Annotated in this window: 26 protein-coding genes; 17 read left to right on the top strand and 9 right to left on the bottom strand. The window is 72.1% G+C overall.

What is annotated here, in order from left to right; translation table 11 throughout:
- Positions 1 to 1,159: 1,159 nt before the first annotated feature.
- Both ACZ6S5_RS09090 and ACZ6S5_RS09085 read right to left on the bottom strand, forming a co-directional pair.
- Positions 1,160 to 1,612, bottom strand: a complete 453-nt coding sequence (locus ACZ6S5_RS09090; RefSeq protein ID WP_465999323.1) for a hypothetical protein — start codon at positions 1,610 to 1,612, stop codon at positions 1,160 to 1,162.
- A 90-nt stretch (positions 1,613 to 1,702) separates the two neighbouring features.
- A complete protein-coding gene (locus tag ACZ6S5_RS09085; protein WP_465999321.1) occupies positions 1,703 to 1,915 on the bottom strand; it encodes an acyl-CoA carboxylase subunit epsilon in 213 nt (70 codons plus the stop codon).
- A gap of 91 nt (positions 1,916 to 2,006) precedes the next feature.
- Here ACZ6S5_RS09085 and ACZ6S5_RS09080 point away from each other — a divergent pair, with 91 nt between their 5' ends.
- Positions 2,007 to 3,935, top strand: a complete 1,929-nt coding sequence (locus ACZ6S5_RS09080) for a serine/threonine-protein kinase (protein ID WP_465999319.1) — start codon at positions 2,007 to 2,009, stop codon at positions 3,933 to 3,935.
- Between the two features lie 89 nt (positions 3,936 to 4,024).
- Positions 4,025 to 4,255, top strand: coding sequence for a hypothetical protein (locus tag ACZ6S5_RS09075; RefSeq protein ID WP_452309725.1), 231 nt, complete (start codon positions 4,025 to 4,027; stop codon positions 4,253 to 4,255).
- A gap of 76 nt (positions 4,256 to 4,331) precedes the next feature.
- On the opposite strand, the gene ACZ6S5_RS09070 is transcribed toward ACZ6S5_RS09075, so the two are convergent.
- Positions 4,332 to 5,084, bottom strand: coding sequence for a GH25 family lysozyme (locus ACZ6S5_RS09070; RefSeq protein ID WP_465999317.1), 753 nt, complete (start codon positions 5,082 to 5,084; stop codon positions 4,332 to 4,334).
- 247 nt (positions 5,085 to 5,331) lie between these two features.
- On the opposite strand from ACZ6S5_RS09070, the gene ACZ6S5_RS09065 reads away from it, so the two are divergent.
- From ACZ6S5_RS09065 to ACZ6S5_RS09050, 4 genes are all read left to right on the top strand, one after another.
- Positions 5,332 to 6,075, top strand: a complete 744-nt coding sequence (locus tag ACZ6S5_RS09065; RefSeq protein WP_465999315.1) for a M50 family metallopeptidase — start codon at positions 5,332 to 5,334, stop codon at positions 6,073 to 6,075.
- A 98-nt stretch (positions 6,076 to 6,173) separates the two neighbouring features.
- A complete protein-coding gene (locus ACZ6S5_RS09060; RefSeq protein WP_465999313.1) occupies positions 6,174 to 7,157 on the top strand; it encodes a ketopantoate reductase family protein in 984 nt (327 codons plus the stop codon).
- A gap of 58 nt (positions 7,158 to 7,215) precedes the next feature.
- Complete coding sequence (locus tag ACZ6S5_RS09055) at positions 7,216 to 7,716, top strand: SigE family RNA polymerase sigma factor (RefSeq protein ID WP_465999311.1); 501 nt, start codon at positions 7,216 to 7,218, stop codon at positions 7,714 to 7,716.
- On the top strand, positions 7,709 to 8,581 hold the full coding sequence (locus tag ACZ6S5_RS09050; RefSeq protein WP_465999310.1) for a hypothetical protein: 873 nt from the start codon (positions 7,709 to 7,711) through the stop codon (positions 8,579 to 8,581). The genes ACZ6S5_RS09055 and ACZ6S5_RS09050 overlap by 8 nt, the downstream gene beginning before the upstream one ends.
- Before the next feature lie 184 nt (positions 8,582 to 8,765).
- On the opposite strand, the gene ACZ6S5_RS09045 is transcribed toward ACZ6S5_RS09050, so the two are convergent.
- On the bottom strand, positions 8,766 to 10,349 hold the full coding sequence (locus ACZ6S5_RS09045; RefSeq protein ID WP_465999308.1) for an acyl-CoA carboxylase subunit beta: 1,584 nt from the start codon (positions 10,347 to 10,349) through the stop codon (positions 8,766 to 8,768).
- A gap of 97 nt (positions 10,350 to 10,446) precedes the next feature.
- Between ACZ6S5_RS09045 and ACZ6S5_RS09040 the strand changes: the two genes are divergently transcribed.
- Positions 10,447 to 11,319 carry a biotin--[acetyl-CoA-carboxylase] ligase gene (locus ACZ6S5_RS09040; protein WP_465999306.1) on the top strand — a complete coding sequence of 291 codons (873 nt, stop codon included), beginning with the start codon at positions 10,447 to 10,449 and terminating at the stop codon, positions 11,317 to 11,319.
- A 79-nt stretch (positions 11,320 to 11,398) separates the two neighbouring features.
- A complete protein-coding gene (locus ACZ6S5_RS09035) occupies positions 11,399 to 11,971 on the top strand; it encodes a PH domain-containing protein (RefSeq protein WP_465999304.1) in 573 nt (190 codons plus the stop codon).
- 118 nt (positions 11,972 to 12,089) lie between these two features.
- On the opposite strand, the gene ACZ6S5_RS09030 is transcribed toward ACZ6S5_RS09035, so the two are convergent.
- Complete coding sequence (locus ACZ6S5_RS09030) at positions 12,090 to 12,809, bottom strand: GtrA family protein (RefSeq protein ID WP_465999302.1); 720 nt, start codon at positions 12,807 to 12,809, stop codon at positions 12,090 to 12,092.
- 63 nt (positions 12,810 to 12,872) lie between these two features.
- Positions 12,873 to 13,463 carry a GtrA family protein gene (locus ACZ6S5_RS09025; RefSeq protein ID WP_465999300.1) on the bottom strand — a complete coding sequence of 197 codons (591 nt, stop codon included), beginning with the start codon at positions 13,461 to 13,463 and terminating at the stop codon, positions 12,873 to 12,875.
- A gap of 428 nt (positions 13,464 to 13,891) precedes the next feature.
- Between ACZ6S5_RS09025 and ACZ6S5_RS09020 the strand changes: the two genes are divergently transcribed.
- The 4 genes from ACZ6S5_RS09020 to ACZ6S5_RS09005 all read left to right on the top strand — a co-directional run bounded on the left by ACZ6S5_RS09020 (position 13,892) and on the right by ACZ6S5_RS09005 (position 18,711).
- Entirely contained in the window at positions 13,892 to 15,733 is a 1,842-nt protein-coding gene (locus tag ACZ6S5_RS09020; protein WP_465999299.1) for a phosphoenolpyruvate carboxykinase (GTP), read from the top strand.
- Between the two features lie 39 nt (positions 15,734 to 15,772).
- Entirely contained in the window at positions 15,773 to 16,651 is an 879-nt protein-coding gene (locus tag ACZ6S5_RS09015; protein WP_465999297.1) for a hypothetical protein, read from the top strand.
- A gap of 124 nt (positions 16,652 to 16,775) precedes the next feature.
- On the top strand, positions 16,776 to 17,909 hold the full coding sequence (locus tag ACZ6S5_RS09010) for an NAD(P)/FAD-dependent oxidoreductase (protein WP_465999438.1): 1,134 nt from the start codon (positions 16,776 to 16,778) through the stop codon (positions 17,907 to 17,909).
- Between the two features lie 31 nt (positions 17,910 to 17,940).
- Positions 17,941 to 18,711, top strand: a complete 771-nt coding sequence (locus tag ACZ6S5_RS09005) for an isoprenyl transferase (RefSeq protein ID WP_465999295.1) — start codon at positions 17,941 to 17,943, stop codon at positions 18,709 to 18,711.
- 132 nt (positions 18,712 to 18,843) lie between these two features.
- On the opposite strand, the gene otsB is transcribed toward ACZ6S5_RS09005, so the two are convergent.
- The 3 genes from otsB to ACZ6S5_RS08990 form a co-directional block, all read right to left on the bottom strand.
- Positions 18,844 to 19,668: a trehalose-phosphatase gene (gene otsB, locus ACZ6S5_RS09000; RefSeq protein ID WP_465999293.1), complete on the bottom strand. Its 825-nt coding sequence runs from the start codon at positions 19,666 to 19,668 to the stop codon at positions 18,844 to 18,846.
- A gap of 68 nt (positions 19,669 to 19,736) precedes the next feature.
- Entirely contained in the window at positions 19,737 to 20,090 is a 354-nt protein-coding gene (locus tag ACZ6S5_RS08995; RefSeq protein ID WP_393175545.1) for a hypothetical protein, read from the bottom strand.
- A 180-nt stretch (positions 20,091 to 20,270) separates the two neighbouring features.
- A complete protein-coding gene (locus ACZ6S5_RS08990; RefSeq protein ID WP_465999290.1) occupies positions 20,271 to 20,711 on the bottom strand; it encodes an XRE family transcriptional regulator in 441 nt (146 codons plus the stop codon).
- Positions 20,712 to 20,975: 264 nt separating this feature from the next.
- Between ACZ6S5_RS08990 and ACZ6S5_RS08985 the strand changes: the two genes are divergently transcribed.
- The 5 genes from ACZ6S5_RS08985 to ACZ6S5_RS08965 all read left to right on the top strand — a co-directional run bounded on the left by ACZ6S5_RS08985 (position 20,976) and on the right by ACZ6S5_RS08965 (position 25,254).
- A complete protein-coding gene (locus tag ACZ6S5_RS08985) occupies positions 20,976 to 21,317 on the top strand; it encodes a hypothetical protein (RefSeq protein ID WP_465999288.1) in 342 nt (113 codons plus the stop codon).
- Positions 21,314 to 21,748, top strand: coding sequence for a hypothetical protein (locus tag ACZ6S5_RS08980; protein ID WP_465999286.1), 435 nt, complete (start codon positions 21,314 to 21,316; stop codon positions 21,746 to 21,748). Before ACZ6S5_RS08985 ends, ACZ6S5_RS08980 begins: the two co-directional genes overlap by 4 nt.
- 344 nt (positions 21,749 to 22,092) lie before the next feature.
- Positions 22,093 to 23,505, top strand: a complete 1,413-nt coding sequence (locus ACZ6S5_RS08975) for a PhoH family protein (protein WP_465999284.1) — start codon at positions 22,093 to 22,095, stop codon at positions 23,503 to 23,505.
- Positions 23,506 to 23,780: 275 nt separating this feature from the next.
- Complete coding sequence (locus ACZ6S5_RS08970) at positions 23,781 to 24,461, top strand: aggregation-promoting factor C-terminal-like domain-containing protein (RefSeq protein WP_465999282.1); 681 nt, start codon at positions 23,781 to 23,783, stop codon at positions 24,459 to 24,461.
- 112 nt (positions 24,462 to 24,573) lie between these two features.
- Positions 24,574 to 25,254, top strand: coding sequence for a rhomboid family intramembrane serine protease (locus ACZ6S5_RS08965; protein WP_465999280.1), 681 nt, complete (start codon positions 24,574 to 24,576; stop codon positions 25,252 to 25,254).
- The last annotated feature ends 59 nt before the right edge of the window (positions 25,255 to 25,313 follow it).

The following is a 25,313-nucleotide window of genomic DNA, read 5'->3' as shown; positions in this document are numbered from 1 at the left end:
GCCGCACGACCTCCCCCAGGCCTAGAGCCCGCGGCACCACTTGGTGCTGTGCCAGCAGCGCCCCCACCGATCACACCGCCTACCGGGTTGATGCGGCGTGGCGTAGATCCGGAAGGCTGGCCTAGTCCCAACCCTGGCATGCCTCCGATCAACCCGCCGGGTGGCATGGCGCGCGGCGCGCTCGGTGGTGTTGGGCGGGGAGCAGAGTTTGGCGGCTCGTTTGTTGCCTGGCCAGGGGGAACTGGAGGTCCGTTAAAACGGTTCGCCGGAGCCCGTCCGAAGCCTGGCGTCGCAGGAAGCGGCGAGGGTGATCCCCCGCTCGGTCCTAGTGGAGTGGGTACGGTGCCAGGAATGGTGGGCTGAGGAGGCGATGCGGAAAGCCCTGAACCGACTCCACCCAGTACAGGCCCTGCTCCCTGAATAGGGCCACTTGCAGGCACGGATACCCAGGGCGCAGGTGCCGCAGGGTGGCCGGCGGAGGAAACTGAGCGTGGTGAGGCGACCGGTACCGCGACGACTGGAGGAATTACAGGGATCGCGGTCACCCCGTTGTACGTGTCTGCTTCGTTCGTCTGACGGCCTGGCCGCATTGGCGGCGGAGGCTTGCTAAGCATGGCTTGGGCCTGTTGGAGTTCGCCGCTCAGCCCCGACATCAACCCCCGTGCCTGCACGTTCAACCGCTCCAGCTCCGCCTCCGTCACCGGCGACTGCGCAGGCAGCCGGCTGCCCGCCACCGCCTTCGGGTCGGCGAGAACCTCCTCGTACGCCTGCTTCTGCTTGAACTTGGCCACGTACTCGTCGTAGAGCGGCTGGAGTTCGGCGCGGGTGCTGCCGATGGCGCGGGTGGCGGCGGCGAGCGCGTCGTAGTTCGCGGCGGCGGCGTCGTGGGTGCGTTGCGCCTTGTCGATGAGCTGGTCCAGCTCGCCGATGTAGGCCCGGGCGGCGGCGTTGGTCTCGGGCGGCCACGCCTCGGCGAGTCCGCGCCGGTACTCCCGCAGGCGGCCGAGGTGGGCCAGGGCGAGGTCGCAGATCTTGCGCCACCCGGCGACCTGCTTCCACTGCCCGGTGGTGTCCTGGTCCTGCAGGCACGCCCACATGCTGTGCACGTCCATCAGTTGCCAGTCGGTGAGTCCGCTGGTGCGGCCGCTGCCCCGTTCGATCACGGCAGCACCACCGGCCCGTCCTCCGGCCCGGTGGGATCGTGCAGCGGCGGTGTCGGGCGTGGCACGGTCGTGATCGGCCTGGCGAGCGCCCGTTCGACGTCGGCGACCCGGGCCGCGGTGAAGGCGTCGGAGTGCTGGTACGTGGTGGCGATGAGGCCGGCGGCCTCGGCGAGGTGGCCGGTGGCGGGGACCATGCCCCATACCACCTGGGCGGCGGCCGTCTGGGTCTCGTGGTGCGCTTGGAGGAACTGCACCAGTTCGACGAACGCGTCGGCCGGGTTGGGGATCTCCGCCTTCAGGTCGTCGGCGATGTACGACAGGTGCGGGGCGTAGTTGCGCGCCACCTCGTCGTGGAGCCGGTCGGCGAACTCTCGCATCTGTCGGATGTCGGCCTCGATGCCGCCGTAACCACGCAGCCAACCCGCCGGCTGGTTCTCCTCGGGGATCATCGACCCTCCCTGCCTGTCACCGCGCCGTTTCCCTGAGTGAGGCTAATGGCTCCCGGCGGATCCCGGCAGGGGGGCGTACCCGGGGAAGGGTCAGCGGGGGAGGCCGGAGGCGCGCCATGCGCCCGGGCCGGCGGCGGGCGCCGCGCCCGCCGGACGGGCGCTGCGAGCCCACTGCGAGACGGCGGCCGGCGCGGGGGCGGCGGCCGGTCGGGTCCGGACGGCGATCGCGCCGACCAGCGCGGCCAGCTCCTCGGCGGTGGGCACCCCGCGGACGATCCGGAACAGCGGCTCTTCGGCAGACATGACCTCAGGGTACGCGTCCAGAACTTGACCTTCGCCGCACAGTGGCGTGCCGGCGGTGTACGCGTTGAGGCTGCCGGGTACCGTCTCAGCGATGTCTGATGCGCTTCCCCAACTTGTCGCCGACCGGTACCGGCTCATCTCGCCGCTCGGCCAGGGCGGCATGGGTCGGGTGTGGAAAGCGCGCGACGAGGTCCTGCACCGGGACGTGGCGATCAAGGAACTCGTGCCGCCGCCCAGCCTCACCCCCGAGGAGCGCCGCGAGATGCGCGAGCGCTCGCTGCGGGAGGCGCGGGCCATCGCCCGCCTCAACAACATCAACGTGGTCCGCATCTTCGACGTGCTGCGTACCGACGGCGATCCGTGGATCGTCATGGAGTATGTGCCGTCCAAGTCCTTGCAGGACACCATCGCCGAGGACGGTCCGGTGTCGCCGGCGAAGGCCGTCGAGATCGGCCTCGGGGTGCTGGGCGCGTTGAAGGCCGCGCACAAGGCCGGCATCATGCACCGCGACGTGAAGCCGGGCAACGTGCTGCTGGGCAGCGACGGCCGGGTGGTGCTCACCGACTTCGGCCTGGCCACCATCCCGGGCGACCCGAACGTCACCCGGACGGGCATGGTGCTCGGCTCGCCCGCGTACATCGCGCCGGAGCGGGCGCGGGACGGCACGGCGGGTCCGGAGGCGGACCTCTGGTCGCTGGGCGCGACGCTCTACGCCGCGGTGGAGGGCAAGTCGCCGTACGCCCGGCCGTCGGCGATCGCCACCCTGGCCGCGCTCGCCACCGAGCCGCTGCCGCCGTCGAAGAACGCCGGGCCGCTGAAGCCGTTGCTCCAGGGCCTGCTGCGCAAGGACCCGGACGAGCGGATCACCGCCGAGGTCGCGGAGCGCCTGCTGCGCAAGGCCGCCGGCCGGCGGGCGAAGAGCATTTCGCTGCTGGACGGCGTACGCCGGCCGGGGCCGAACGGTCCGCGCGAGCCGCGCCCGCCGCTGGTACCGGCGCCGCGCCCGGCCGAACGGTCGACCACCCCGAGGTTCGCCCCGGGTACGGCTGCTGCCGGCGCGGCTGCGGCTGCGGCCGGGTCCGCTGACGCCGCGCCGACCGCGAAGGTGAGCCCGCCGGTCGCCGAGCCGACCGCGAAGCTCGACACCGCGCCGCCGCTTGCCGCCGACGACACCCGGGTGGATGAATCCGCCCCGGCGCTCGACGAGACGCGGGTGGACGAGGCGTCCGCGCAGCCGCCGAGCCCGCCGAAGAACCCGACCTCGTTCCTGTCGGAGCCGGTGAGCCCGGCGCCGTCGACCGGCCGGGCGGCCGTCGTTCCGGGTACGAAGCCGGAGCGCAACCGCCGCAACCTGCTGATCGGCGCGCTGGTCGCGCTGCTGCTCATCGGCCTGGTGGTGGCGGTGCCGCTGCTCAACAACGGCGACGACGAGGGCGGCGACGGCGGGCGGTCGACCGCCGCCACCTCGTCGGCCCCGGCCCCGACCAGCGCCGCGCCGACCTCGGCCGCGCCGAGCAGCGCGGCGCCCAGCCCGACCCCGTCGGCCACCACGTCCACCGACCCGAATGCCCTGCCGGCGGGTTGGCAGTTGTACGAGGGGCCGATCGGCTTCAAGGTGCCGATCCCGAAGGGATGGAAGGCAAGGGTCCGCTCCGCCGACAACTCCGTGGTGCTGTACGAGGTCGGTGGCGCGAACCGGGTGCTGCTCATCCAGTGGACGTCCACGCCGAAGAAGGACGCGGTGGCGGACTGGCAGCAGCAGGAGCCGAACCGCGCCAGCCGTGTCAAGAACTACCAGAACTTGGGAATCAAGCGTTGCGACTGGTACCGGACCTGCGCGGACTGGGACTGGTTGGAAACCCGGAACGGCGTCCGGTTCCACGTCCGCAACCGGGGCGTGGCCACCGCCAGCAACCGGGGTTACGCCCTGCGCTGGGAGGTCCCGGCCAAGGACTGGGACGCCAACCTGGCCAACTGGCAGATCATCATCAAGCACTTCGAGCCGGACCGGAGCAACTGAGCCGGGGAATCCCGCCCTCGCGAAATTGACTCGCATGGCCTTCCGTCGGAGGGGGTATTGAACCCGCGACGACGGAAGGAGGTACGACAATGAGTCACCGACACAAGGACACCGGACCCCGGCTGGCACTGTGGATGCTGGTCGCGCTCGGCGACATCGTCCTGCTGCTGGTGAGCGCCGGCCTGTCCGCGCCGGTCGCGGTGCTCGGTGTCGTGGCCCTCGTCGTCGCGGGGGTGGCGACGTGGCGGCTGGCCCGGCGGACCACCCTGGCCGGGCGGGGCGCCGTCCCCGTACCGGTCGCCACGCGACGCAGGGCCTGACCGAGGCGACACAGACGACGGCGGCAGCGGGACCAGGTGCGGTCCCGCTGCCGCCGACCGCTGTCGGGCCGGTGCGTCAGGCGGTGTTGTTGGCCAGGGCGACCAGGCGGGTGCGGTCACCGTTCCAGTAGTCGCGGTCGACGCTGCCGCTGATCCCGGAGACCGAGCCGCTCGCGGTGTACTGCCAGAAGCTCCAGACCGGGGCGCCGGCCGGCAGCGTGCCGGGCGAGGTGGACCAGCGGGCGACCCAGAGCGGGTGGTTGGTCCACGGCGCGGTCCAGCTGCCGGTGCACTGGTTCCACCAGCTGGTGGTGGTGTAGATGACGGCGTACCGAGTGGTGCGGGACTTGTAGCGGTTGAGGAAGTCGCTGATCCAGGTGCGCATCCCGGAGGTGGTCAGGCCATAGCAGTAGCCGCCGCTGTACGGGTTCGCCTCGAGGTCGAGGGCGGCCGGCAGGGTACGGCTGTCGGCGGACCAGGCGCCGCCGTTGTTGGCCAGGTAGTCGGCCTGGGTCGCGCCGCCGGAGATGTTCGGCCGGGCGAAGTGGTACGCGCCGCGGATCACGCCCGCGTAGTACGAGTTGGTGTAGTTGCTGTTGAAGGCCGGGTCCTTGTAACTGGTGCCCTCGGTGGCCTTGATGTAGGCGAACTGGATGCCGGCGTTCTTCACGCTGGTCCAGTTGATCGTGCCCTGGTAGTGCGACACGTCGATGCCGGGGGTGGTGGCCGCGGCGGCCGGTCCGGCGGTGGCGACGAGGGCCGCCGTCGCGGTGGCGACGACGGTGAGACCGGCGGCGAGCAGCCGGCGTACGGACAGTCTGCGGACCATTGATGCCTCCATGGACGTCAATCGATTGACGACCATACTTGGAGGTAACTGCCCAAGATCACAAGAGGTTCTAAAGAAATTTTCATCGACGACCGTCATCGCCCCGGTGTTCTCGCGACGTCGGGGCCGGGGCGACTCAGCAGAGGGTGGCCGGGTCCAGCACCCAGCGAAACGGCTCGGTGACGCTCCCGCGATACGAGGCCGCACCCTATGAACGACACAGTTCGGGCCGGTAGGCTCCCCGCCCATGCCCCTGATCGACGGCCTGACGACCATCTGGGACAAGCTGACGAGCGCGCAGCCGGACCCGCCGCCGCTGCTGGTCCTGCTCACCGCCGTCGTCGCGGTCCTGGTGGTCGCCACCCGGCTGTCCTGGCGGATCTCCCGCAACGCGGTGACCATCGCCCACGAGGGCGGCCACGCGCTGGCGGCGCTGCTCACCGGCCGCAAGCTGCGCGGCATCCGGCTGCACTCGGACACCTCGGGGCTGACCCTCTCGGCTGGGCGTCCCAGCGGCCCGGGGATGATCCTCACCCTGCTCGCCGGGTACGTGGCCCCGTCGCTGGTCGGTCTCGCCGGGGCGTGGCTGCTCGCCGGCAACCGGATCACCCTGCTGCTCTGGGTTGCCGTGGCGCTGCTGCTGGCCATGCTGGTCATGATCCGCAACGTGTTCGGCGTGCTGTCGCTGCTGGTCACCGGCGGCGTGGTGCTGGCCGTCTCGTGGTACGCGTCCCCACAGGTGCAGGCCGCCTTCGCGTGGACCTCGGTGTGGTTCCTCCTGCTCGGCGGCGTACGCCCGGTGGTGGAGCTGCAACGGCTGCGCAGCCGGGGCCGGATGCCGGAGTCCGACGCGGACCAGCTCGCCCGGCTCACGCCGTTCCCGCCGCTGTTCTGGGTGGGCGTCTTCATGCTGGTAAGCCTGGCCGCGCTCGCCGCCGGCGCGCTGCTGCTCGCCGGCCCGATCCTCACCGACTGGGGCCTCACCGCCTGAGGGTCCGCGGGCCACGGGAAGGACGCAACCGGCGGGCAAGGAGTGGTTGTGCCACCTCGCCGAGGCAGCCTGACCGGGCACGCGGCAGAATCGGACGGATGCGGTACCTGATCATCGGAGCGGGCGCGGTCGGCGGCACCATCGGCGTACGGCTGGGGGAGGCCGGCCGGGACGTGACGCTGGTGGCCCGCGGCGCGCACCTGGCCGCGCTCCAGGAGCGAGGCCTGACCCTGCGCACGCCGGCGGGCACGGTGACCAGCCGGCTGCCCGCGGTGGCCGGGCCCGGCGAGCGGCCGCTGCCCGCCGACACCGTGCTGGTGCTGACCGTGAAGTCGCAGGACACCGAGGCGGCGCTGGCCGCCTGGGTGGACACCCCGGTCGAGGACGGCGGCGCGGCCGGCGAGCGGCTGCCGATCGTGCTCGCCCAGAACGGCGTCGCCAACGAGCGGGCCGCGCTGCGGCTCTTCGCCCGGGTGCACCCGGTCTGCGTCTGGCTGCCGGCCACCCACCTGGAACCGGGCGTGGTCGTCGCCAACGGGCACCCCCACCCGGGGATGCTCCACCTCGGCCGCTATCCGTCCGGATCGGACGACACCAGCCGGGCGGTCGCCGCCGACCTGACCGCCGCCGGGTTCGTCGCCCCGGTCCGCGACGACGTGATGCGCTGGAAGTACGGCAAGCTGCTCGGCAACCTCGGCAACGGCCTCCAGGCGCTGCTCGGCCGGGACATCCCCGAGGCGCTGGCCGCCCGGGTACGCGCCGAGGGAGAGGCGGTCCTCGCCGCCGCCGGCATCCCGCACACCACGCCCGCCGAGGAGGCCGCCGAGCGGGGCGACCGGGTCCGGCACCGGCCGGTCGACGGCGAGGAACGGGCCGGCGGCTCCACCTGGCAGAGCCTGGCCCGGGGCACGGGGTCCGCCGAGGCCGACCACCTCAACGGCGAGATCGTGCTGCTCGGCCGGCTGCACGGCGTACCCACCCCGGCGAACGCGTCGGTCCAGGTCGCCGTCCGGCGTGCGGTCCACGAGCGGATCCCGGCCGGCGGCTTCCCCCTCGCCGAGCTGGAGAAAATGCTCGGCTGATCGGGCAACCACACCCCGCGCGCCAGGCGTGTCCCCTGCGAACACGGGGAGGTGACAGGTGCCCGACAGCGAGGGATTCGACGAGTTCTACCGCGGCAGCCGGCAACGGCTGCTCGGCTTCGTCTACGTGCTCACCGGCGACCTGGCCGAGGCCCAGGACGCCGTGCAGGAGGCGTACATCCGGGCCTGGCAGCGCTGGTCAGCGGTGTCCCGGTACGACGATCCGGAGGCCTGGGTCCGGGTGGTGGCCAGCCGGATCGCGGTGAGCCGCTGGCGCAGCCTGCGCAGCCGGGCCCGGGCTTACCTGCGGCACGGGATGCCGGAGAGCATCCCCGAGCCGAGCACCGACACCGTCGAGGTGGTCGCCGCGCTGCGCCGGCTGCCCGAGGAGCAGCGCACCGCCATCGCCCTCTACTACCTGCTCGGCATGCCGGTGGCCGAGGTGGCCCGGGAGACCGAGGCGCCGGTCGGCACGGTCAAGGCGCGGCTGTCCCGAGGGCGGGCGGCGCTCGCCGGGCTGCTCACCGTCGTGGATGTGGAGGAGGCCGCAGATGCGTGACGACGTGAGGTTCGTCGAGCTGGTGCACCGGGATCTGGGAGAGGTGCGCTGGCCGGAGCCGGCCGAGATCCGGACGGCGGCCCGGCGCCGCAGCCAGCGTACGGCGGTCGCCGCCGCCACGGCGGTGCTGGCCGTCGCCGCGGCCTCCGCCGTTCTCGTGGGCCGGGCCGAGGGCCCGTCCCCGTCCCCGGCCGCTTCCGTCGGCGGACGCGCGGAGATTCCGACCGAGGCGATGCTGGACCCGGCCGACGTGCCGGTGAGCAGCGACGAGCGGCTCGGCGACACCGGCCTCGGGGAACGGGTCCGGGTCGACGACCTGCTCCGCTCCTGCGGGCAGGACCAGGGGCTGTCGCCGGCGGCGACCGAATCGCGCATCTCCCGCTCGCAGAGCCTGATCGGCACCGAGACGGTGAAAGGCTTCGCCCCCTACCGGCGGCCGGTCGTCAGCCAGGACGTGTACCGGTTGACGGCGGCGGATCGCGTCTTCGCCGGGCTCGACCGCCTGGTCGCGGCCTGCGCGGCGTGGCGGCAGACCGGCCCGGTCCAGGGGGACGCGGGGACGATCACCGCGACGGTCGTGCACCGCTGGACCGTTGTCGTCCGCGACTTCGCCGGTGACCAGGCGGTCCTGCTCCGGCACACCGTCTCCGTGCCGGTGGATCCGGCCACCGGCGGGCCGGTCGGAATCTCGCCGGGGCCGGAATACCGGCTGGTCGTCCGGGTCGGCGACCTGGTCACGGTGCTGGTGCCGGGAGAGCCGCTTCGCCCCGGTGTGCCCGGCAGCACGATCACCGAGGCGGGACTGCTCGACGTGGGGCGGGCCGCGGCCGACCGGCTCTGCGTCGCCGCCAACCCCGGCTGCTGACGTGGGGGGGGGGGGGGGGGGGGGGGGGGGGGGGGGGGGGGGGGGGGGGGGGGGGGGGGGGGGGGGGGGGGGGGGGGGGGGGGGGGGGGGCGTCGCCCACCCCCCCCCCCCCCCCCCCACCCCCCCCCCCCCCCCCCCTCCCCCCCCCCCCCCCCCCCCCCCCCCCCCCCCCCGGCACCGTCCACTACAGCGGGATGTTGCCGTGCTTCTTCGGGGGCAGCGTCTCGCGCTTGGTGCGCAGCACCCGCAGCGCCCGGACCACCTGGGTACGGGTCTCGTGCGGCGGGATCACCCCGTCGACGTAGCCGCGCTCGGCGGCGATGTACGGGTTGGCCAGCGTGTCCTCGTACTCGGCGATCTTCTCGGCCCGGACCGCGGCCGGGTCCTCGGCGTTCGCCAGCTCCTGCCGGTAGAGGATGTTCACCGCGCCCTGCGCGCCCATCACCGCGATCTGCGCGGTCGGCCAGGCGAAGTTCAGGTCGGCGCCGAGGTGCTTGGAGCCCATCACGTCGTACGCGCCGCCGTACGCCTTGCGGGTGATGACGGTGACCTTCGGGACGGTGGCCTCCGCGTACGCGTAGATGAGCTTGGCGCCGCGGCGGATGATGCCGTCCCACTCCTGCCCGGTGCCGGGGAGGAAGCCGGGCACGTCCACGAAGGTCAGCACCGGGATGTTGAACGCGTCGCAGGTGCGCACGAACCGGGCCGCCTTCTCCGAGGCGGCGATGTCCAGCGTGCCGGCGAACTGCATCGGCTGGTTGGCGACCACGCCCACCGGACGCCCCTCGACCCGGCCGAAGCCGACCACGATGTTCTGCGCGTAGAGCGGCTGGACCTCGAGGAACTCGCCGTCGTCGAGGACGTGCTCGATGACCCGGTGCATGTCGTACGGCTGGTTCGCCGAGTCGGGGATCAGCGTGTCCAGCTCCCGGTCCTCGTCGGTGATCTCCAGCTCGGCCGGGGCGTCGTAGACGACCGGCTCGTCCAGGTTGTTCGACGGCAGGTACGACAGCAGCGCCTTCACGTACTCGACCGCGTCCTCCTCGTCGGTGCCGAGGTAGTGCGCGTTGCCGCTGCGCGCGTTGTGGGTGCGGGCGCCGCCCAGCTCCTCCATGCCCACGTCCTCGCCGGTGACCGTCTTGATCACGTCGGGGCCGGTGATGAACATGTGCGAGGTCTGGTCGACCATCACGGTGAAGTCGGTGACCGCCGGGGAGTAGACCGCGCCGCCCGCGCACGGGCCCATGATCAGGGAGATCTGCGGGATGACGCCGCTGGCCCGGACGTTGCGGAAGAAGATCTCGCCGTAGAGGCCCAGCGAGGCGACGCCCTCCTGGATCCGGGCGCCGCCGGAGTCGTTGATGCCGACGACCGGGCAGCCGATCTTCATGGCCAGGTCCATCAGCTTGACGATCTTCTCGCCGAAGACCTCCCCGAGGGACCCGCCGAAGACGGTGAAGTCCTGCGCGAAGACGCAGACCTGCCGGCCGTCCACCGTGCCGTAGCCGGTCACCACGCCGTCACCGTACGGCCGGGTCTTCTCCAAGCCGAAGTTGGTGGAGCGGTGCCGGGCGAACTCGTCCATCTCGACGAACGAGCCCTCGTCGAGGAGCATCTCGATCCGCTCCCGGGCGGTCTTCTTGCCCCGCGCGTGCTGCTTCTCGACCGCCCGCGCCGACCCGGCGTGCACCGCCTCGTCGAGCCGTCGCTCCAGGTCCGCCAGCTTGCCGGCGGTCGTGTGGATGTTGATCCCGGTCTCGGTAGTCACCCACGGAATATAACGATGGTTCAGGTCGGCGCCGCTGTGCAGTGCGCCTCACCGGCTTCCCGGCGACCGGCGCCGTGCCGGGCCGTAGGCTGACGGGATGCCCGGCTCGCCGTACACCGATCTCGACCGCCCGCCGTTGTCGGCGGCCCGGCTGCGGCGCGCGCTGGTCGCCCCGCACGGGGCGTGGCGCCGGCTGGAGCTGCGGGCGGAGACCGGCTCGACCAACGCGGACGTGGGCGAGGCGGCGCGGGCCGGCGAGCCGGAGGGACTGGTGGTGGTCGCCGAGCGGCAGACCGCCGGGCGAGGCCGCCGCGGCCGGGTCTGGCAGTCGCCGCCGCGGGCCGGCATCGCGACCAGCGTCCTGCTCCGGCCCGGTGTGGCCGTCGCGGAGCGCGGCTGGTCGCCCGTGCCACCCCAGGGGTACGGCTGGCTGCCGCTGCTCGCCGGGGTCGCCCTGGTCGAGGCGGTGGCCCGGCTGGCCGAGCTGGACGCCCGCCTCAAGTGGCCCAACGACCTGCTGATCGACGGTGCCAAGTGCGCCGGCGTGCTCGCCGAGGCGGTGCCGGGCGACGCGGCCCAGCCGCCCGCGATCGTGGTCGGTATCGGCCTCAACGTCACTCTCCGCGCCGACGAGCTGCCGGAGAACCCGACCGGGCTGCCGGCCACCTCGCTCCAGCTCGCCGGGGCCACCGCCACCGACCGGGACCCGCTGCTGCGCGCTTTGCTCCGCGCCCTCGCCGACTGGTACGACCGCTGGCGCTCGGCCGGCGGCGACGCGGTGGCCAGCGGGCTGCGGGACGCGTACGTGGCGGCCTGCGCGACCGTGGGTCGGCAGGTCCGGGTGCTGCTCCCCGACGGCCGGGAGGTGCACGGCACCGCCACCGGGGTGGACGCCGACGGTCAGCTCCTGGTCGACGCGGCGGACGGCCCGTTGCGCCTCGCGGCGGGCGACGTGCTGCACCTGCGCTGAGCACCCTCCGCGCGGCCGATCCCGCGAAGATGCGTCGACCGGATACGGTCAGCGCGTCCTGTTCTGCGAGGAGGTTCCCGTGGCGTTCCCCGAAGACGTGCTCACCGAGGACGAGCGCGTCGTGCTGCACCTGCATCCGCACTGGAAGGCCCTGATCAGGCCGATTCTGGTGCTGGTGCTCGCCATCGCGGCGGTGGTCGCGGGCTGGGTCCTGCTGCCCGAGGGCGGCGGTGGCACCATCGCGCTGTACGTGATCGCGGCGCTCGGCCTGGTGCTGGTGCTCTGGCTGGGTCTGTGGCCGTTCCTGGTCTGGCGCACCACCCACTACCTCTTCACCAACGAGCGGGTGCTGCTCCAGGAGGGTGTCTTCTCCCGCAACCGCCGGGACCTGCCGCTGACCCGGATCAACGACCACTCCATGCATCAGAAGTTCGTCGAGCGGCTGCTCGGCTGCGGCACCCTGACCATCGAGTCGGCGGGTGAGCGGGGCCAGTCGGTGCTCACCGACGTGCCGCACGTGGACAAGGTGCAGACGAGGCTCTACGAGCTGGTCGAGGCCCACCACGACAAGCACAGCCTGGGCGACGGCGAGATGCGTGAGATCCTGGCCGACATGACCGAGGGCAAGTCCCTCCGCGACCCCTCCGCCTGACCCCGACCCCGCGCCGCTCGTGGTGATCAAGAGGTTTGCGTCGGGTCTGTGCTTCCTCCCGACCCAAACCTCTTGATCAACGGGCAACGCGCGGCGCCCCGGGCCGGAGGTCGGGCGGTCAGCGGCGGGGGAGGCGGCGCGGGGTGGGCTGGAGTTCGGCGGCCAGCTCGGCGTCCAGGCCGCCGAGGCCGGCGTCCGCCGGGGCGGGCCGCCCCTGCGGCGGGGCGTAGTCGGCGTCCCGGTCGGTGGCCAGGCTGGTTCCCCGCCTGGCGCGCTCGCCCGGACGGGGCTCGGTCTCCTCCAGCTCGCTGACCGACTCGGCCAGCTCCGCCACCGGGTCCATCTCCCCCACGTTGTCCCACTCGTCGCGGGGAATGGCGTGCCAGGTCTCCTCGGCGTGCTGCGGGACCGGCTGGAAGACGAAGGTCCGGTAGGACCAGAACCGGAACAGGGTGGCCAGCAGGACGCCGCCGGTCTTCGCGACGTTCAGCATCAGCAGGCTGGTCACGCCCAGCCCGTACTTCGCCGCCGCCAGGACACCGAGTTCGATGAGCAGGCCGGTGGCGTTGAACAGGAAAAACAGGGCGTACTCGCGCTTGAGTGCCGAACCCGGTCGGTCCCGGTACGTCCAGTGCCGATTCATCAGATACGACGTGATCGTCGCCACGATGGTCGCGATCACCGTCGCCTTGAGCTGGCCGTTGCGGAAAACCGTGAGTGCCAGCGCATTGAACACCGCGTAATTGATGACGGTGTTGATGCCGCCGACGATGCCGAATTTGAGCGCCTCGTGGACGAACTTCTGCCAGCGCTCGGGCAGTAGACGGACAAGAGGCATGCGGAACACCTTAGGTCAGCGGGCAGGGCCGACTCGGCCCGGCGGGACAGGTTGGGCGGTAGGTCACGCCCCGGACTCTCGGTCGTGGCTCGCTCCCGGAACGGGGGGAGTTCCCGCCTCCACGAAAACGAACCGCCGGTACGACCAGAATCGGAACAGCGTCCCGAGGCCGGTGCCGACGATGAAGCTGGCGACGTTGTCGGCCAGCGGGGTCTTGAACACCGCGGGCCAGACGGCGCCCAACCCGTAGCGGCTGATCGCGAGGCACGCGACCGCGATGCCGAGGCCCACCGCGTTGAAGAAGAAGAAGAGCGCGTACTCCCGGGCCGGGTTGGAGCGCTGGCGGTGCCGCCAGGTCCAGAACCGGTTGCCGAGGAAGGCCAGGGTCGCCGCGATGACCGTGGAGATGGTCTTGGCCAACACCGGCGGCACGTGGCGGACGCTGGCCAGGTAGTTGAAGAGCGCCAGGTCGACGAGGAACGCGAACCCGCCGACCGTGGCGAACTTGCTCAACTCGTGGACCAGGTGCCCGAAGCGGTCGACGAGCGCGCCGAGCGGACCCGGACGGGTGTGCGGAGTCCCCGACTGGTCCCGGGTCATCGTCGCGGCCACCCGCCGAGAGTACCGGTTCCGGACACATGGGAGCGGCAACAAGCAACTAGTGGGACCACGAGTGCCCGACGGCCTCCGGCGTCCTCCGCCGACCGACCGCCGTTTTCGATCTCCGTGACTGGAGCGTAACGGGCTGTCGTGGAATTGTGGGCGGGATCGCGGAATCGTCGTTCGTGACACCGGCGTGCGGTTCCGCGCATGGTGCACCCGCGGACGGTCGGTGCCGCCGGGACCCGGCGGAGGTTCTTCGCAAGATTTGCGTGAAACTGCGCGCGAAAGCGGGTATCAGATCGCGATGCCGCAGCGTGGCCGTACCTTGTGCAGTTCTTCACAACCAGTCCCACTGACTCGCGGGGCAGCCCGGTTTACGCTGAGCCCAATCCCAGGTTTCCACGAAGGCGACGCACACTCGCTCGCCAGAACTCGTGCATCCCATACATCGGTCAGCGTCGACCACAAGGAGATGTGACATGGTTGCTCCGGCTACTGTTCGGGGTATCGATCAGGCCCCGACGTCCCACCCCAAACTGCTCGCCTGGGTACGTGAGGTCGCGGAACTGACCACCCCCGACCGGGTGGTCTGGGTGGACGGGTCCGATGAGGAGTGGCGCCGCCTCACCGACGAGCTCGTCGAGAACGGCACCCTGATCCGGCTGAACCCCGAGAAGAAGCCCAACTCGTTCTACTCGCGGACCGACCCGACGGACGTCGCCCGGGTCGAGGAGCGCACCTTCATCTGCTCGGTGGACGAGGCGGACGCCGGCCCCACCAACAACTGGATGGCGCCGGCCGAGATGAAGCGGACGATGACGGAGCTGTACCGCGGCTCCATGCGCGGGCGCACCATGTACGTCATCCCGTTCTGCATGGGCCCGGTCGAGGCGGAGAGCCCCATGTTCGGCGTCGAGATCACCGACAGCCCGTACGTGGTCGCCTCGATGCGGATCATGACCCGGATGGGTTCGAAGGTCCTGGAGGCCATGGGCGACGACGCCGACTTCGTGCACGCGCTGCACTCGATCGGCGCCCCGCTCGCCCCGGGCCAGCAGGACGTGGCGTGGCCGTGCAACGAGACCAAGTACATCTCGCACTTCCCGGAGACCCGGGAGATCTGGTCGTACGGCTCGGGCTACGGCGGCAACTCGCTGCTGGGCAAGAAGTGCTACTCGCTGCGGATCGCCAGCGTGATGGGCCGCGACGAGGGCTGGCTCGCCGAGCACATGCTGATCCTCAAGATCACCTCGCCGGAGGGCAAGGTCTACCACATCGCCGGCGCCTTCCCGTCGGCCTGCGGCAAGACCAACCTCGCCATGCTGGAGCCGACCATCCCGGGCTGGAAGGTCGAGACCATCGGTGACGACATCGCCTGGATGCGGTTCGGCCCGGACGGCCGCCTCTACGCGGTCAACCCCGAGTACGGCCTCTTCGGCGTCGCGCCGGGCACCGACTGGAAGACCAACGCCAACGCGATGCGGACGCTGGACCGCGGCAACTCCATCTTCACCAACGTGGCCCTCACCGACGACGGCGACATCTGGTGGGAGGGCATGGGCGAGCCGCCGGCCCACCTGATCGACTGGAAGGGCAACGACTGGACGCCGGAGAGCGAGAACCTCTCGTCGCACGCGAACAGCCGGTTCTGCACCCCGATCACCCAGTGCCCGATCCTGGCCGACGACTACTACGACCCGAACGGCGTGCCGATCGACGCGATCCTGTTCGGCGGCCGGCGGCGGGACACCGTCCCGCTGGTCACCGAGGCCCGCGACTGGGTGCACGGCGTCTACATGGGCGCCACGCTCTCCTCGGAGACCACCGCCGCCGCGTCCGGCGCGGTCGGCGTGGTGCGCCGCGACCCGATGGCCATGCTGCCGTTCATCGGCTACCACGGCGGTGACTACTTCCGGCACTGGATCGAGATGGGCAAGGGCGCGGACGGCGACGAGTCCAAGCTGCCCAAGATCTACTACGTCAACTGGTTCCGGAAGGACCCCGAGGGCAGCTTCCTCTGGCCGGGCTTCGGGGAGAACTCCCGGGTGCTCAAGTGGGTCATCGAGCGGATCGAGGGCCGCGCCGAGGCCGTCGAGACCCCGATCGGCATGGTCCCCGCCCAGGACGCGCTCGACGTCGAGGGCCTGGACATGACCCCGGAGGACGTCCGGATCGCCCTCAAGGTCGACCCGGAGGAGTGGCGCAAGGAGCTGCCGCTGGTCACCGAGTGGTTCGAGAAGTTCGGGGACAAGCTCCCCGGCGTCCTCTGGGCCGAGCTGGACGCGCTGCGCGCCCGGCTCGACGCGGAGCCGCAGAAGTAGAGGTGTGACGGTTGCCCGCACCGGGCAACATCGGATCCCATGAGGACGGCCGCCGAACCTGTCGAGGTCCGGCGGCCGTCCGCCGTTCGGGTGCTCACCACCCTGCTCGGCGCCACGGCGGTGGCCACCGTCGTGGTCGAGCTGCTCAACTACTGGTACGCCCCGGAGCAGGAGTTCGGCCTGGCCGTCCGGACCGGCTGGGCGATGCTGCGTTCGCTCGGCTTCCTGGTGCTGATCGGGCACGTCAACCGGGGTCGGGTGGTGGCGAAGCCGTTCGGGCTGATCCTCGCGATCACCACGGTCTTTGCGGTGGGGCGGCTGGTCGTACCCCGGTCGGGGGTGCCGCCGCTGCCCGGCCTGCTCGGCTTCGGCGTGCTCACCGCGCTCTGCCTGGCCGTGGTGGTCCTGCTCTACCGGTCGGACGCGGTCGGCGGGCACCTGGTCCGGCACCGCAAGGGCCTGGTCGTCGAGGGCGGCGTGATCTCCTGGCGGGAGGTGACGCCGAAACGCGCGCCGGTCGCCGGCTGGCTGCTCACCGCCCGGGTCGCCGCGTTCACCTACAGTCCGCTCATGCTGGTCCCGGCGCTGGTCGCCGGCGGGTCCATCCTCGACGGCCGGCTCAGCGCGGTGCCGGCGGTGCTGTTCTGGTTCGCCGCCGGGATCGCGGTCAGCTGGCTGGTCCTGTTCTGCACCGAGTTCGTGGTGCGCGGCCGCCGTTGGGCCCGCAAGCTCCTGGTCGTCATCGCTCTCGGCAGCCTCGCGATCGACCTCCCCCTCTGCTGGTGGCTCCTCGGCCTGGATGGCCTGATCCGCGACGGCGCCCCCCTCCTGGCCGCCGCCCTCCTCTGCCTCTGGTCCCTCCACCACGCCCCCGGTACCACCCGCCGCGCACCGACTCCCACCCCACCGCCTCGTTGATCATGAAGTTGGCGACGATGTCGATCTCCTTCACTGCCGCCAACTTCATGATCGACGCGATCGGGCGGGGCGCGGCGCTCGGTGTTCCGGGGTGGGGGCGGAGGAGGATGGGGGCGTGGGGGAGCTGTGGGACGTGGTCGTCGTGGGGGCGGGGCCGGCGGGGGCGGCGGCGGCGCTGGCGGCGCGGCGGGGCGGGGCCCGGGTGCTGCTGCTCGACCGGTACGACTTTCCCCGGGACAAGGCCTGCGGGGACGGGATCGCGGCGCACGCGCTGGACGTCCTCGCCGAGCTCGGGGTGACCGGGGCGGTCGACGGCTACCGTCCGCTGCCCGCGTTGCGCCTGATCGGCCCGGGCGGGGGTGCCGTGGCCCGCGCGTTGCCCCGGCCGGCGTACACGGTGCCCCGGCAGGTGTTCGACGCCCGGCTGGTGGCGGCGGCGGTCGGCGCCGGCGCGGAGCTGCGCCGGCACACCGTACGTCGGGTGGAGGTGCGCGCCGACCGGGTGGTGCTCGACGGTGCCCTGGCGGCGAGGGCGGTGGTCGGGGCGGACGGCGCGGGCTCGGTGCTGCGCCGGGCGCTCGGCCACCCGGTCAACCCGGACCGGCACCTCGCGCTCGCCATCCGGGGCTACGCCCCGGGGCTCCCGGGCCCTCCCGAGCAGCTCATCGTGACGTCGTCGCCGCGCTGGCCCGCGTACGCCTGGTCCTTCCCGATCGGCGACGGCCGGGCGAACGTCGGGTACGGGGAGGTGCTGCGCGGCGAGCGGCTGACCCGCGCCCACCTGCTCGACGGGCTGGCCGCCCTGCTCCCCGGCGTCGACCCGGCCACGGTGACCGACCTGCGGGCCCACCACCTACCGCTGTCCACCCACCGGCCGGCACCGGGCCGGGGCCGGGTGGTGCTGGCCGGCGACGCGCTCTCGCTGATCAATCCGTTCACCGGTGAGGGGATCTTCTACGCGCTGCGCTCCGGGGCGCTGGCCGGCGCGGCGGCCGCCGCCACCCCCGAGCGGGCGGCCCACCGGTACGCCGACCGCCTGCGCCGCCGGCTCGGCACGCACCTGCGGCACAGCTCGGCCGCGGCGTGGCTGGCCCGGCGCCGGTGGGTGGTGGACGGGACGGTCCGGGCGGCCCGCCGGGACGACCGGGTCTACTGGAACGTGGTGGAGCTGGGGCTGGGTGACGGACGTCTCGACGCCCGTACGCTGGCTATGATCGCCATCGGCCTGACCCGCGCGGATCGGCCACCGTGGCACTGATCTTCAACGCGGGTCGCTACCCTGCAAGGTGATGACTCTGCGGAAACTCCTCTACTCCGTGTACGAGCGCCGGCTCACGGCGAAGCTCGCGGGCAAGCCGGTGCCCCGGCATGTCGGCGTGATGTGCGATGGCAACCGCAGGTGGGCCCGGGAGATGGGCTTCGTCGATCCCAACGACGGCCACCGGATGGGCGCCGAGCGGATCAAGGAGCTGCTGCGCTGGTGCGACGCGGCCGGCGTCGGGCACGTCACGCTCTGGCTGCTCTCCACCGACAACCTCTCCCGGCCGGCCGCCGAGCTGGACCCGCTGCTCCAGATCATCGAGGACCTCACCACCGAGCTGGCCGAGGAGGGCAACCCCTGGCGGCTGCGGATGGTCGGCGCGCTCGACGTGCTGCCCGCCCCCCACGCCGCCGCACTCAAGGCCGCGGAGGAGCGCACCCGCGACCGCAGCGGTGGTGCCCAGGTCAACATCGCCGTCGGGTACGGCGGCCGGCGCGAGATCGCCGACGCGGTCCGCTCGCTGCTGCTGGAGCACGCCGCGAATGGCGGCACCATCGAGGAGCTGGCCAACTCGATCGACGTCGACCACATCTCGGAGCACCTCTACACCAAGGGCCTGCCGGACCCGGACCTGATCATCCGGACCAGCGGCGAGCAGCGCCTCTCCGGCTTCATGCTCTGGCAGAGCGCCCACTCCGAGTTCTACTTCTGCGAGCTCAACTGGCCCGACTTCCGGCGGGTCGACTTCCTCCGCGCCCTGCGCTCCTACGCCACCCGCCAGCGCCGCTACGGCGTCTGACCCCCCGACCCCCGCTCCGCGCCCGCTGCCCCCGCCCGCTTCCGGCGATCTTGCACTTCCGGTGGACTGTTGGCGTGCAGATGCGGCTTTTGCACCCACCAAAACCGCAAGATCGCCAAGGGTGGGTGTGGGTCAGGGGAGGTGGGGGAGGGCGTTGGTGAGGAAGTCGGCGAGGGCGGCGGGGGAGTCGAGGGTGAGGTCGGCCGCGTCGGCCACCTCGTGACCGGTCTCCGGGTTGGCGACGGCCACGCAGACGCCGAGGAAGTCCGCATCGGCGGCGGCCCGGGCGCGCAGCGCCGCGAAGGCCTTGATGTCGGAGACGTCGTCACCGAAGTACCAGGCGCCGCCGGCGTCCCGGACCACCTCGCCGATGACCATGCCCTTGTCCCGGTCGACCGGAGGCTTCAGCTCCAGCACCATCCGCCCGGCCTGGCAGCGCAGCCCCAGCCGCTCGGCCCGCTGCCGGCCCCACTCCTGCACCAGGTCGCCGAGCTGGGGGGCGGTGCGCCAGTGCAGTGCGACGGAGAGTCGCTTGAACTCCACCAGCGCCCCGGGCGGCAGCTCGGCCCGGGCCTGCTCGGCCAGCTCGGCCATGGTGGGCACCCAGGGCAGGGCGGCCGGCTCGGTGACGGTCTCGCCGCCGGAGTGGCTGTGCTCCAGACCGTAGAGCCCGTACAGGTCGATGCCGGCGAGGCCGCCGAGCTGGTCGCGGAGGAAGTCCACCGGGCGCGCGGAGACGATGGCGATCCGGCGTACGCGGGGGGCGAGCGCCTCCAGCGCGGCCAGCACTTTCGGCGCGGGCTGGACCGCGGTGGGGTCGTCGTCGACCGGCGCGAGCGTGCCGTCGAAGTCGAAGAAGAACACCACGTCGGCGGCCCGGGCGGCGGTGGCGCGCCACGCGTGCTCGGCGTCCAATGGGGTCTTCGGCTGCTGGTTGCCCAGATTCAACGGCGGCACGCGCGTCAGCGTACCCCGGGCACGGCGGCGTATTCGTGGCCGAGAGGTGACGTCCTGCTGGGCTCGGGTCAGCGTTCGGCGGCCCCCCGCCCCCGGCGCCCGAACGGCACCACGGCCGCGTCCTGACCGTGGCTGAGCAGGTAGCCCTCCACGAAGCCGGTGTTCCGGTCGCCGGTGTGCGCCTCGATCTCGTTGAGCCGCGCCACCAGGAACTCGGTGAGCGCGCTGACCCGGTCGTTGAGCCGGTCGTGCAGCTCGGCGACGACGGCGAGGACCACCGCGGTGCCGGCCGTGGTGAGGGCGAAGAGGTTGACGACCAGGGGAAGCTGCCCGCCGTTCAGTACGCCGACCACCACGTTGCCGGTCACGCACGATGTCACCGAGACCACCGCGACCACGACTGCCAACCATTTCAGGGTCATGGACAGACCCCTCCTTCTGTCCCGCAGGGCTGAAGTTCGGCTTTGTCCCGTCCCCCCGCCGATGACGAGCCCCGAGCAGTACAAGCAGGGACGCTAGCGTGTCCGCTCCGGGCCCGTAGGGGATCGATCGGATCTGTCCTGCCGTTCTTTCGCCATTTGCGGAACTATCCGGCGGGTCGACTATCCGGCCTGCCTGCCTCGTTTTCCCGCATCAGCCGGCATTGTCGGGCGGTAAGCGAGGTAGCGAATGGTCTCCCGGATATGGAACTTCTCCGCGTCGGACACGTTCGGATCCACCAGCCGGCGCAGCAGCGCCTCGACGTCCGGATCCATCGGCGGCGCGGTGGGGGCGGTACGCGGCGCGGTGGCCCGGTTCCAGCCGAGCGCGGCGAACGCGGCTGCCGGGTTGAGGCCCAGCCCCTCGCAGAAGGCGACCACCCGCTCCACCTCGGGGTCGCTGGCCCAGTCGCCGCGTACCCAGCGGTTGATGGTCTGTCGGGAGACGCCGGTGCGTCGGGAGACCTCGGTGCCGCTCCAGGCCCGCATGGCCCGCGCGTCGTCCAAGGCCCGGCGGACGAAGGTGGCGAAGGCGATCTTCCGTGCGTTGGCCGTCTCGGTCACCCCGTGACGGTACGACCAGTCTCCGGCCCCGGGGCTGCCCGGCACGCTGCTGTCACGCCGACGTGACGGCGGCCCCGGATTTCCGGTAAACGATTCTGCGCTGCTTCGGAGGGGTGCCACCCGGGCAGAATAGATGGACGCCAGTACGGCGGTAAACAGACGAAAAGCTGATACTGTCTCGCTCATGAGACAACTTACGGTGTGTCACGTGCATGAGACGATCAGTGCTCACATGCGTCACTCCGCGGGTGCCGAGGGGGACTCGTGACCGAGCTCGCGACCCGCGCCCAGGCCTTCGGCCTGATCGCGGACGGGGTGGCCGCCGGGCTCAGCGCCCCGTGGCGTCTCTACCTCGCCCGGGGCTGCCGGTACCTGTCGCTGAGCGTCGGCGACCGGGTTGAGTGGAACGCCTGGCGTACCCACCTCGGCTGCCCGGAACTGAGCGTCCGGGTCTACGACGCCGGGGGCGAGGTCCGGCGGGCCTCGGTCGCCGAGGTGGTGCTGGACGGCTGCCGGATCAGCGTCGAGCTGGTCGAGGAGGTCAGCACCGCCGACCTGGAGCAGCTGCTGGTGGTCGATCCGCTGACCGAGCCGGAGGAGCGATGAGTCCGTTCCTCGCCGTCGTCCTCGTGCTCGTGCTCAGCTCGACCTGCTATGCCGCGGGTCGGCTGCACGGCCAGCTCAGCTATCGGATCGGCTACCGGTTCGGTTACCGCCAGGGGTACTTCGACGGTGACCGGGGCGCCTGGAACCGGCGGCGCCGCGACGCGCAGGCCGCGATCGCCTCGGCGCTGTCCCGTCCCGCCGCGGCGGAGGTGAACACCCCGGCGGCCCGCGCCACGGCACCCTTCGCCGGCACCGCCGTCCCGGCCGCGGTCGCCGCCCGGCCGGTCTCCGGCGGCCCGTCCCGGGGCACCGCGACCGCGCAGTTCGGCGGGCTGGTCAGCCGGACGGGCACCACGTACACCGGCTCCTCGTTCGGTGCCGCCGCAGCCGGCGGACGGCAGACCGGGACGCTGGTCCGGCGGCAGGGCTGACACCACAAGCACGGTGCGGCGTCCGCGGCGGACCCGCACCGTCGGAGTCACGTCAGACCGGTGACGGTGGCTCCCGCCGGCCGGGATGCGCGCAGGGGGCATGCATCCCGGCCGGCTCCGCCGCGCACGGCGTTCACCTGCCGGTCGCCCGTGATCCATGGTCACCACTAGCCGATGGCCTGAACTGCCGCTAGCGTCTAGCCATGGCGCGGGGTTTTCCCGGGCCAGCCGGATAGCCCGGACCTGCGACCTCGCGCACGGGGCCCGCATCCGACCCCGTGTCCGACCGGGCACCGGAAGTGGCGGAACTCGGGTGGCCGGGTGCCCATCCGCGGAGCAGGCCTGTGACCACTCGCCGTACCCCCGCCGGTGCCGACCAGACCCCGGCCGCGACTGCCACGACCCGCCGGACCACCCGGAGCCGCCGCGCGGCTGCCGCGTCGGCCGGCACCGAGGAGCCTCGACCAGCCGGCCAGGCCTTCGTCCTGGACACCTCGGTCCTGCTCTCCGATCCCGCGGCGTTCCACCGCTTCGCCGAGCACGAGGTGGTGCTGCCGCTGGTGGTCATCTCCGAGCTGGAGGGGAAGCGGCACCATCCCGAACTCGGCTGGTTCGCCCGCCAGTCGCTGCGCATGCTGGACGAGTTGCGAGTGAAGCACGGCCGGCTGGACCGGCCGGTGCCCGCCAACGAGCAGGGCGGCACCCTGCGGGTGGAGCTGAACCACACCGACGACGGCGTGCTGCCGGCCGGCTTCCGTACCGACTCGAACGACGCCCGGATCCTCTCGGTGGCGCTCAACCTCGCCGCCGAGGGGCGCGAGGTCACCCTGGTCAGCAAGGACATGCCCCTGCGGGTGAAGGCGGCGTCGGTCGGCCTGCGGGCCGACGAGTACCGGCACGACCAGGCCAGCGACCCGACCTGGACCGGGATGGCCGAGCTGGAGCTGGGCGAGGAGGAGATCTCCCGGCTGTACGCGGGCGAGACGCTGGACCTGGACGGGGCCGCCGGCCTGCCCTGCCACACCGGTCTGGTGCTGCACTCGGGGCGGGGCTCGGCGCTCGGGCGGGTGCTGCCCGACAAGACCGTACGGCTGGTCCGCGGTGACCGGGAGGCGTTCGGCGTGCACGGGCGCTCGGCCGAGCAGCGGGTGGCGCTCGACCTGCTGCTGGACGAGTCGATCGGCATCGTGTCGCTGGGCGGCCGGGCCGGCACCGGCAAGTCCGCCCTGGCGCTCTGCGCCGGGCTGGAGGCGGTGATGGAGCGGCGCCGGCACAAGAAGGTGATCGTCTTCCGTCCGCTCTACGCGGTCGGCGGCCAGGAGCTGGGCTACCTGCCGGGCTCGGAGTCGGAGAAGATGTCCCCCTGGGCCCAGGCGGTCTTCGACACGCTCGGCGCGGTGGTGCACGAGAACGTGCTGGAGGAGGTCACCGGGCGCGGCCTGCTGGAGGTGCTGCCGCTGACCCACATCCGGGGCCGCAGCCTGCACGACGCGTTCGTGATCGTCGACGAGGCGCAGTCGCTGGAGCGCGGGGTGCTGCTCACCGTGCTGTCCCGGATCGGGCAGGGATCGCGGGTGGTGCTCACCCACGACGTGGCGCAGCGGGACAACCTCCGGGTGGGACGGCACGACGGGGTGACCGCGGTGATCGAGGCGCTGAAGGGTCATCCTCTTTTCGCGCACGTCACCCTCAGTCGTTCGGAGCGTTCTCCGATCGCCGCAATGGTCACGGATCTGTTGGAGGACATCCCGCTCTGACGCGCCCCTTTGACCGGATTTGATGGCTTTCACTTTGTGACGCAGATCACAAATCGCGCCCTTGGTTTCCCATCAGTCTCACTGTGCGCAATGGTGTCCATCGAGCGCTCGCGCATCAGGAAGATCGTCAGGCATCGTTCGCCGCGACAGGGCGGAGATCCACTGGCGCCGGTGCGTCGGCTGCGACCGCGGGGTCGGGGCGCTCACGACGCCGGCGTGGCGATCGACGACCACGCGTCGCGTCGTGTCCTTGCCCCCGACGAAGGGACCACTTCGTGAGTCGGCTGTGGAGCCGGTTCGGCGCCCGTACGGCCGCTGTCGCGCTGCTCTCCGTGGGCGTTGCCGGTGGCTTCTACCTGGGCGAAGACCGACAGACCCAGCAAGAGGGCCTGACCGCGCAGGTCGGCCTCGAGGTCGACCAGGCGGAGTACGCGTACCAGCGCGACCGGCAGGCCGACCACCGGTTGGACTCCGCCAAGCAGCGGGCCGCCGAGTACCAGGCGAAGCTGCGGGCCGCCGAGGCGGCCAAGGAGGCCGCCGAGCGGGCCAAGGAGGCCGAGGCCGCCGCGGCGTCCCGGAAGAAGGCGCGCGACGCGGCGGCGGCCGCCGAGACCAAGCCGTACGACGGGCCGATCCCGAGCTCCTGCGAGGAGTACAGCGGCAACCGGAAGATCGGTTGCGCCATCATGCTGGACGAAGGCTTCGGCATCGACCAGTTCCCCTGTCTGGACAAGCTCTGGACCAAGGAGAGCGGCTGGAACCACAAGGCCTACAACGAGTCGTCCGGAGCGTACGGGATTCCGCAGGCGCTCCCGGGCAGCAAGATGGGCTCGGTCGCGGACGACTGGAGGACCAACCCGGCCACCCAGATCAAGTGGGGCCTCGGCTACATCGAGGGCCGGTACGACGACCCGTGCGGCGCCTGGCAGCACTCGCAGAGCACCGGCTGGTACTGATCGGACGCGGAGGACGGCGGGATGTGCGGGATCCGCGCATCCCGTCGTCGTCTCCGGGCGCGCCGCGCCGCTCGGGTGGCGGCCGGCCGCGATTGCTGATAGCTGTTGGTACGTGACCTGGCGCGGCGGCCCTCCGGGCAGCGACCCCCGACGGTTCGGCACCGAGGCGTTCTACGCGTCGCTCGGCCGGGCCTTCGTGGCGATGTGCGCGGTCGTGCCGGTGCTGTTCCTCGTCGAGGCGCTCGACGTCGGACTGCACGCCAATCTCGACGTCACCGCCGGGATCATCCCGCGCCGGATCCAGGGCCTCGACGGGGTCATCTTCTCGCCGTTCCTGCACGCCGGCTGGAACCACCTCTACAGCAACAGCATCCCGCTGATCCTGCTCGGCACCTTCGTGCTGGCCGCCGGCACCCGCCGGTTCGTCTGGTCGACCATCGTGATCATCCTGGTCAGCGGGCTGGGCGTGTGGTTCACCGGCTCGCCGAACTCGGTGGTGGTCGGCGCCAGCGGCGTCATCTTCGGCTACCTCGGCATCCTGCTCACCCGGGGCGTGGTCGAGCGGAGCTGGTGGAACCTCGCGGTGGTGCTGCTGGTCGGCCTGCTCTACGGCTGGCAGCTGCTCGGCATCCTCCCGACCGACGAGCGCATCTCCTGGCAGGGACACCTGTTCGGGCTGCTGGGCGGGGTCGTCGCGGCGATCCTGTTCCGGCGCCGCCGGGCCGAGCTGCCGGACCCGGAGCGTCCGGAGTCCCCCACCGTCACCATGCCTCGACCGGGCGTCGACGCATAGCTGGGATGTGCTTGCCCGGGGGCGACCCGGGGCCTACCGTCGGGATCAACACGCGTTGA

The organism is Micromonospora sp. NPDC051924 (genome assembly GCF_055586005.1).
The sequence above is the reverse complement of the archived record's forward strand: the minus strand, read 5'-3'. Positions and strand labels throughout refer to the sequence as shown.

Coding starts and splice junctions, on each gene's coding strand:
- ACZ6S5_RS09090 (WP_465999323.1), bottom strand. CDS start 1,612: ATGATCCCCGAGGAGAACCAGCCGGCGGGTTGGCTGCGTGGTTACGGC.
- ACZ6S5_RS09085 (WP_465999321.1), bottom strand. CDS start 1,915: ATGTCTGCCGAAGAGCCGCTGTTCCGGATCGTCCGCGGGGTGCCCACC.
- ACZ6S5_RS09080 (WP_465999319.1), top strand. CDS start 2,007: ATGTCTGATGCGCTTCCCCAACTTGTCGCCGACCGGTACCGGCTCATC.
- ACZ6S5_RS09075 (WP_452309725.1), top strand. CDS start 4,025: ATGAGTCACCGACACAAGGACACCGGACCCCGGCTGGCACTGTGGATG.
- ACZ6S5_RS09070 (WP_465999317.1), bottom strand. CDS start 5,084: ATGGTCCGCAGACTGTCCGTACGCCGGCTGCTCGCCGCCGGTCTCACC.
- ACZ6S5_RS09065 (WP_465999315.1), top strand. CDS start 5,332: ATGCCCCTGATCGACGGCCTGACGACCATCTGGGACAAGCTGACGAGC.
- ACZ6S5_RS09060 (WP_465999313.1), top strand. CDS start 6,174: ATGCGGTACCTGATCATCGGAGCGGGCGCGGTCGGCGGCACCATCGGC.
- ACZ6S5_RS09050 (WP_465999310.1), top strand. CDS start 7,709: ATGCGTGACGACGTGAGGTTCGTCGAGCTGGTGCACCGGGATCTGGGA.
- ACZ6S5_RS09040 (WP_465999306.1), top strand. CDS start 10,447: ATGCCCGGCTCGCCGTACACCGATCTCGACCGCCCGCCGTTGTCGGCG.
- ACZ6S5_RS09030 (WP_465999302.1), bottom strand. CDS start 12,809: ATGCCTCTTGTCCGTCTACTGCCCGAGCGCTGGCAGAAGTTCGTCCAC.
- ACZ6S5_RS09020 (WP_465999299.1), top strand. CDS start 13,892: ATGGTTGCTCCGGCTACTGTTCGGGGTATCGATCAGGCCCCGACGTCC.
- ACZ6S5_RS09015 (WP_465999297.1), top strand. CDS start 15,773: ATGAGGACGGCCGCCGAACCTGTCGAGGTCCGGCGGCCGTCCGCCGTT.
- ACZ6S5_RS09005 (WP_465999295.1), top strand. CDS start 17,941: ATGACTCTGCGGAAACTCCTCTACTCCGTGTACGAGCGCCGGCTCACG.
- ACZ6S5_RS08995 (WP_393175545.1), bottom strand. CDS start 20,090: ATGACCCTGAAATGGTTGGCAGTCGTGGTCGCGGTGGTCTCGGTGACA.
- ACZ6S5_RS08980 (WP_465999286.1), top strand. CDS start 21,314: ATGAGTCCGTTCCTCGCCGTCGTCCTCGTGCTCGTGCTCAGCTCGACC.